The organism is Kitasatospora sp. NPDC093558 (genome assembly GCF_040683475.1).
GTDB lineage: Bacteria > Actinomycetota > Actinomycetes > Streptomycetales > Streptomycetaceae > Kitasatospora.
The window spans coordinates 1-5,765 of sequence record NZ_JBFBDY010000403.1 but is presented as its reverse complement, the minus strand read 5'-3'; the positions used below and the strand labels follow the sequence as shown (position 1 = coordinate 5,765).

The window sequence follows — 5,765 nt, the reverse complement described above, 5'->3', positions numbered from 1 at the left end:
GTCGAGCAGCCGCCGGGCCTCGTCGTTGGCGAGCAGGATCCGGCCGTCCCCGCTGACGATCACCACGCCCTCGCGCACCGCGTGCAGCACCGCGTCGTGGTGCTCGTACATCCGCGTCATCTCCTCCGGCCCCAGGCCGTGGGTCTGCCGCAGGAGCCGCCGGCCCACCAGCGCCGTGCCGGCCGTGGCCACGCCGAGCGCGACGGCCCCGGCGCCGAGGACGACCGGCAGCTGACGGTCGATCGCGCTGCTCACGTTGGCGACCTTCATCCCGGAGGACACGATGCCGACGACGGCGCCGCTCGTGTCCTCCACCGGCGCGACGACCTGGTACTCCTGCCCGAGCGGCCCGTGCACCTGCTCGACGGTGACCTTGCCCTCCAGCGAAGGCCCGATCGTGCCGACGAACTTCTGGCCGATCAGCTCCGGCTTGGGATGGGTGTAGCGGATGCCGTTGCGGTCGGTGACGACGATGAAGTCGACGTTCGCCGCCTTGCGGGCCGCCTCCGTGAGCGGCTGGAGGACGGCGCTGGGATTCGGCCCCTCGATCGTCGCCACCAGGCCCGGACTGTGGGCGAAGCTCTCGGCGGCGGCCAGCGAGCGGTCGCGGGCGGCGTCGAACCGGTCACTGCGGGACTGCACCAGCAGCGCGACCACGGCCACCACCACGAGCAGCAGGACGATCAGCACCTGCAGGACGAACATCTGGCCGGCGACGCTGCGGATGCCCAGCACCGACCGCGGGCGCCGCGCCGACGGCTCCCGCGGGACCGGGCGCGGGTGTCGCCGCTCCCGGCGGCCACCCGCCCGGTGCGGGGGCAGCCGGGGCGGGGGGCCCTGGTCTGCGGCCATACCCCCATGATCCCGCTGCGGGCACGGAGGGAAACGTCGGACGGGCAGCGGCCCGGACGGGGGCGCGGGCTCAGCGCGGGACGGAGCGGATCAACAACAGCGCGACGTCGTCGGTGCGGTGCTCTCCGTGCCCGGCCCGGTCGATGAGCGCGTCCGCCAGCCGGTCGAGCGGTTCGCCGCCGCGCCGGGCCAGCGTCGTGACGAGGTCGGCCAGCGCCTTGTCGGGATCGGCCCCCGGTGTGTCGACGAGGCCGTCGGTGTACAGGACCAGCGTGGTGCCGACCGGCAGGCCCACCCTGATCTGCGGGTACTCGGCCTCGGGATCGACGTTCAGCACCATCCCGATGTCCGGCTCCAGCGCCTCCGCCCGACCGTCCGGCCCGTAGAGCAGCGGCACCGGGTGTCCGGCGTCGGCCAGCCTGGCCTCGCGCGCGGCGAGGTCGATGCGCAGGTAGGCGCAACTGGCGAGCAGCGCCGTGTCCAGGTCGGCCAGCAGGTGGTTGGTGCGGTAGAGCACGGTGCTCGGATCGGCGTCGGCGGACGCGAACGCGCGCACGGCGGTGCGGACCTGGCCCATCAGCGCGGCGGCGTTGACGTTGTGGCCCTGCACGTCGCCGATCACGACGGCCACGCTGTCCGGCCCGGCCCGGATGAGGTCGTAGAAGTCGCCCCCGACGTCCATGCCCTCGGTGCACGGCAGGTACCGGGCGCTGATGTCCAGGCCGGGCACGGCGGGCAGCGCCCGGGGCAGGAGGCTCTCCTGGAGGCCGTGGGCGAGGCCGAGCTTGGTGTCGTACAGCCGCGCGCGGTCCAGCGCCTGGGCGATCAGCCCGCCGAGCGAGGTGAGGACGGCCCGTTCCTCCAGGTCGAAGCGGTGCGGCTCGGCGAAGGCCAGCACGCAGGTGCCGATCAGCCGGCGCGAGGTCACCAGCGGCAGGTAGGCCCAGGCGGACATCCCGTCCTGGGTCTCGTGGCGGCCCGGGTAGAGCCGCTCCAGCTCCGCGCGGCTCTCGAAGTAGGCGGGCACGGCCTGGGTGGAGGCCCGGACCCCGGGCGTGGGCTCGGTCAGCGGGGTGCCGTCGAACCGGTCGACCAGACCCGGCGGGTAGCCGCGGTGCCCCGCGATGCGCAGCCGGCCGCCCTCGGCCAGCAGCACGGCCACGGCCCGGCCGCCGAAGGCCGGCACGATCTGCTCGGCGACCATGGTCACGACGTCCTGCACGCCGATCGCCTCGGTCAGCGCGCTGGCGAGGTGCAGCAGGTGGTACAGCGCCCCCGGCCGGGCCTGCACCGCCCGGTCGGCCGCCGTGCCCGCACGGCGCTCCCGGCGGGCGGTGGCGATGGCGGCGATCGGGGTGACGGGTGCCGCGGGGGCGATCCGGACGGTGAGGCCGGTCGGGTCCGGGAACAGCTCGAACGACAGCCGGCGGTCCGGCGGCCGGACGGCGACGAACGCCGCCGACTGCCCGCTGATCACCGCCGCCCGGTAGTGGTACTCGTACACCGGATCGCGCAGCCACGGCAGGAGCGCCCACGGCCGGGCACCCAGCAGCCGCTCGACCGGCTCGCCGAGCAACGCGGCGGCGGCCTGGGTGACGGCGGCCAGCCGGCCGTCCAGGTCCAGGGCGAAGACGCCCTCCGGCAGCCGCGCCGCCATCGCCGCGACCGGCTCCACCGGATCCCGGTCCGCCACCGCCGGGCGCGGACCGGGCCGCACCGGCCGCCCCGCCCCGGCCTCCTCGGCCAGCACCTCGGTGAGGCGCCCGGCGAGCGCGTCGAGCGCGCCGCGCTCCCGGGCCGACAGCTCGGGCGCGTGCGCGGCGGGCCACAGGACGAAGAGGGCCCCGTACGTCGTCCCGCGCGCGACCAGCGGCGCGGCGGCGAGGCAGAACGCGTACGGCATCGCGACCGCGACCCTCGGATACCGGCGCGCCATGTCCTCCGCACCGCCCACCCACACGATCCGCCCGCCGCGCACCGCGTCGACCACCGGGATCGGCGCGGTCATCGCGATGTGCCGCCACGGCCTGGTGAACTGCCGGGCGGCGCCGAGCGTCATCGCCAGTTCGAGCACCTGGCGGTCCTCAGACAGCAGATACACCCCGCCGTTGTGCGCCCCGAGCCGCTCCGGCACCGACCGCAGAACCCGCGCGACGGCCTCCGGCCCGACACCCCCGGGCCCCGGAGTCACCTGCCGCGCCACGCCCATCACGAGCACCCCATTCGAGAGCCGACCAGCCCCCTCCCATAGTCGCCCGCCCGGCCCTCACCCGCCCCGCCACGCCTCACCAGGGCCCACGACCCGCCTACCGGACGCCGCCACCTCAGCCAGCCGCCCGCCGCCCGCCACGCCTACCGCGCGGCCTCCGCCGACCCGTCCCACCACAACTCACCGAGCCCCGGTGCAAGCACCGCACGACCGGCATCCACCGGCCCAGGCCGGTCGCCCGCTTGCCGAAGCCGCATCCGCCGGCGCCAGGGCACCCCGCCCGCCATCGCCAGCTTTTGCCGCTTCCCTCAAGCCGTCCCCCTCCACGGCTCAGGTCCCAGGACGGCTTCCGCCGCTAGCTTGCAGCGGCGAGGCGGCGGCCCTCGTCCAGGAAAGCCATCACGCCCATGACGCCCGCGAGTTCGGCGAGCGGCCGGGCGGCGCCGAAGGGCGCGTTCCAGAAGGCGCCCTCCCGCGGGCCGTGCGGGCCGACGTACGCGTAGGGCTCCGGGAGGTAGGCGTCGCCGGGCGAGACGCCGTAGTTGACCTCGTCGACGGTCACGCCGATGTCGAAGTGCTCGGGCCAGATGACCGGTTCCGCCCCCGGGAACAGCCCGCGCAGCGCGGCGTCGCCGAGCGCGAAGGCGTGCAGGAGGCGGCGGGCGGCGGCCGGGTCGACCTCGATCGAGTCGTCGGCGGCCCGGCCGGCCCCGTCCCCGTACAGCCCGTCGGGTGCACCGGCCGACAGTCCGAGGGCCGCGCCGAGCGCGGCGCACGTGGTCCATTCGAGAGACAGCACCTGCCCGTGCGCCACCAGTTCGGCCCCGACCACCCGCAGGTCCGCCCCGACGGAGGTGGCGAACCCGCCCGCGCAGGCCCGCAGCCGGATCGTGCCGTCGGCGCGGTACTGCGGGCCGGCCAGGACCAGCTCGGCCACGGCGTGCAGGGAACGGCGGGTGCGTACGAGGGTCTCGGTGTCGATCTCGGTGTCCATGGGGGAATGATCTCCCAGGCGGGCGGCCGGTGCGTAATCCTCCACCATCCCCACGGCCACGTCGGGGCGGGTCGGCGCCCCGCCCCGACGTCACCGACCGCGGACTACGGCAGGCTCACCCCCACCGTCGCCGCCCAGATGTTGTCGGTCGAGGCCGACGGCGCGACGGCGCTGCCCCAGGCCAGCACCAGCCGGGTCGGCGACAGCGCGGAAAACCCGAAGGTGTCCCCGGGCCACACCGTGCCCGTCCCGAAGTCCCGCGAGACCTGGACCGGGGCGGACAGCCACCCGCGCGTCGTCGAGAACGTCCGGAGGTACTGCGCGTAGCCGCGCGGGTCGCTGCTCGACAGCCAGCCCACGTACGCGATCCCGGGCGGCCCGGCGACGACCTGCATGACGTGCGGGACGTTCAGCGTGTCGGCGGGCACCTGGACGGGCGCGGTCCAGGTCGCCCCGTGGTCCTGCGAGTACGACAGCCACCCGGTGTCGGTGTTCGGGCCCTGGGTGTCCCAGGTCGCGTACAGCGTCCCGTCCGGGCCGAGCGCCTCGCTGCCGTCGATCCACCACTCGGTGTTGTTCATCGTCCCGGCGTCGCCGCCGACCCGCACCGGCGGCGACCAGGTCGCCCCGCCGTCGGTCGAGCGGGTCGCGTAGGTGTAGGCGACGGTCAGGTTGTCGGTCGGGACGTTGGTGACGACGTAGCCCTGGTAGAGCACGTCGATCGACCCGTCCGGCTCCACGATGACGGGTGCGCTGTCGGCGCCGCTGTTCGGGTAGCCGGGGCTGATGTGCGACATCGGGCTCCACGTCCGGCCGCCGTCGGTGGACTTCTGCAGCACCGCGTTGACGTCACCGGTGGCGAACGCGCAACTGCCGCTCGGCGGGCAGACGGTCGTCACCGCCGCCGCGCTCGGCCCGTAGTCCCACGTCAGGTACAGCGTCCCGTCCGGGCCGACGGTGATGAAGTCCCGGTCGCCCCAGTTGTTCGAGTCCGGCGGCACGACCGCGCCGGCCGTCTTGAACGTGGCGCCGTGATCGGTGCTGACGTCGACGACCGGGTAGGTCAGCCCGGAGCGGGAGACCATGAACGCCACGTACACCGTGCCGTTGGGTGCGACGGTTATCGCCGGGTCCCAGGTCCGGCCACCCTTCTGCCCGACGCTGCCCGGCAGCGTGACCGGCGCCGCGAACGTCGTCCCGCCGTCCAGCGAGCCCGCGAATCCGATGCCCTTGCAGCCGATCCACGCGTCGTACACGCCGTTCACCGCCGGATCGACGGCCTGGATGGTCTCGGCGTTCTGCCCCGCGCAGGCGCCGGAGATGTTGGTCGGGGTGCCGATCGCGTAGGAGGAGGCGGGTGCCGCCAGGGCGGGGGCGGCGGTGAGAACAAGGGCGGTGGCACCGGCACAGAGGCCGACCACCAGGGACCTGACGGACCTGACGGACCTGACGGACCTGACGGATCTGACGGATCGGGACGTGTCGCGACGTGCGTCCACGGGCTGGTCTCCTCGGGTGGAAGCGGGTTGAGGGTGACGGGGCGTCAACCACCCGGCCGGCGCCCCGCCCCGGACCGATGCCCACAACCGCCGCTCCCGAAGCGACCCATACGAACGGCCGGGGACCGCACCCCCACCCGGCCGGAGGGGTACGGGGCCCGGGGCTGCGCCGGTCGGACGAAGGAAAAGCGAAAACCCCCCTCCGGATTGC

The 5,765-nt window shown here is 74.9% G+C and carries 3 protein-coding genes and 1 pseudogene; all 4 read right to left on the bottom strand.

What is annotated here, in order from left to right; all coding sequences use genetic code 11:
• Positions 1 to 705, bottom strand: a pseudogene (locus tag AB0O00_RS27535) (histidine kinase); the annotation flags it as partial.
• A gap of 217 nt (positions 706 to 922) precedes the next feature.
• Positions 923 to 3,061 (bottom strand): GAF domain-containing SpoIIE family protein phosphatase, encoded by a 2,139-nt coding sequence (locus AB0O00_RS27530; protein ID WP_363656186.1) that lies wholly within the window; start codon positions 3,059 to 3,061, stop codon positions 923 to 925.
• 355 nt (positions 3,062 to 3,416) lie between these two features.
• A complete protein-coding gene (locus tag AB0O00_RS27525; RefSeq protein ID WP_363656185.1) occupies positions 3,417 to 4,055 on the bottom strand; it encodes a hypothetical protein in 639 nt (212 codons plus the stop codon).
• A gap of 104 nt (positions 4,056 to 4,159) precedes the next feature.
• Entirely contained in the window at positions 4,160 to 5,476 is a 1,317-nt protein-coding gene (locus AB0O00_RS27520) for a sialidase family protein (RefSeq protein ID WP_363656183.1), read from the bottom strand.
• Positions 5,477 to 5,765 lie beyond the last annotated feature (289 nt).